This is a genomic window from Campylobacter sp. BCW_6871, from assembly GCF_001762325.1.
GTDB lineage: Bacteria > Campylobacterota > Campylobacteria > Campylobacterales > Campylobacteraceae > Campylobacter_D > Campylobacter_D jejuni.
The window spans coordinates 1-1048 of the sequence record NZ_MJWQ01000029.1 but is presented as its reverse complement, the minus strand read 5'-3'; the positions used below and the strand labels follow the sequence as shown (position 1 = coordinate 1048).

Genomic DNA, 1048 nt, shown 5'->3' with positions numbered 1-1048 from the left:
CCTTAAGTAAAAACTCATTTTGTTTATTTAAACTTAAAGGTTCTAATTTTTCAAAAGGTTTATCTAAATCTTTATGAAGTAAATTTTCACAAGCCCAAAGAAAAGGTTTTTCTATAGTTCCTTCTATCCTTGCTCCACCTTCGGTACAGTTGTAGGTGGTTGAAATAATATTTCTTGAAATGGTATTTTGTAAAGAGAATCTAAATATAGTCCAAATTCCTGAACTTTCAACCTTTCCATTGCCTCCATAGGCTAGACATTGAAATTTTCCCTTATCTCTTTGAAAATGTCCTTCATGTTTATCAAGATTGCTATAATCTTTAGTATGAGAAAATCCATCTTTAGCATAAGCTAAATCTTGTCCTATAAAAATGATATTTTTACAACTTAGATGCGTTGCAAATTCATAAGCCATATGTGCAACGCTTGGCCCATAGCCTACATAGCCATATTGATGAAAATTAACATTTTTAATGAAATCAGAAGGTCTTGAAATAAGCATGAAATTTCTATTATTTTTTTGAAGATATTTTATAGTTTGTGGATAGACCCAACTTACACAAACAAACAAAACATCCTTATCAAATTCTCCAAAATCATGATTAAAAAATTCAGAAGTTAAAGGAATCCTTTCTAAAGAAAGTACATAATCAGGCTTTATACCATGCTTAGCTAAAATAGGATAAGAAGAATCTGCACAAAAAATCGTAGCTTTATTAGCATACTTTTTTAATAAAGGTAATTGTTTGGTTAAACTTGGTCCTGTAGAAACAATAATAGCTGTATCACTTAAATTCTTTCTTTTAGAAAGTAATTCTGTATAACTAGGATGAGTGATCATTTGAGGAAGATTATAAACAAATTGTTCTATGCCTTGAAGGGCATCAAGTGAATCATTACCATGAGAAATAATAGAATCTTTAAAATGCTGCACTAGCTTTTTATTTAACTCCAAAACATCCTCATGAAATTTTTCATAATAATTACTCATCAGTTCTAAAAAATAAATTCTAGAAAATTGAAAGAAAGGTTTGTTAGAACAAAAATT

1 protein-coding gene is annotated in these 1048 nt (G+C 28.8%); it reads right to left on the bottom strand.

Translation table 11 applies throughout. The features are described from left to right. On the bottom strand, positions 1-1048 hold a 1048-nt coding region (locus AJ930_RS02595; protein ID WP_148122809.1), incomplete at both ends, for a motility associated factor glycosyltransferase family protein.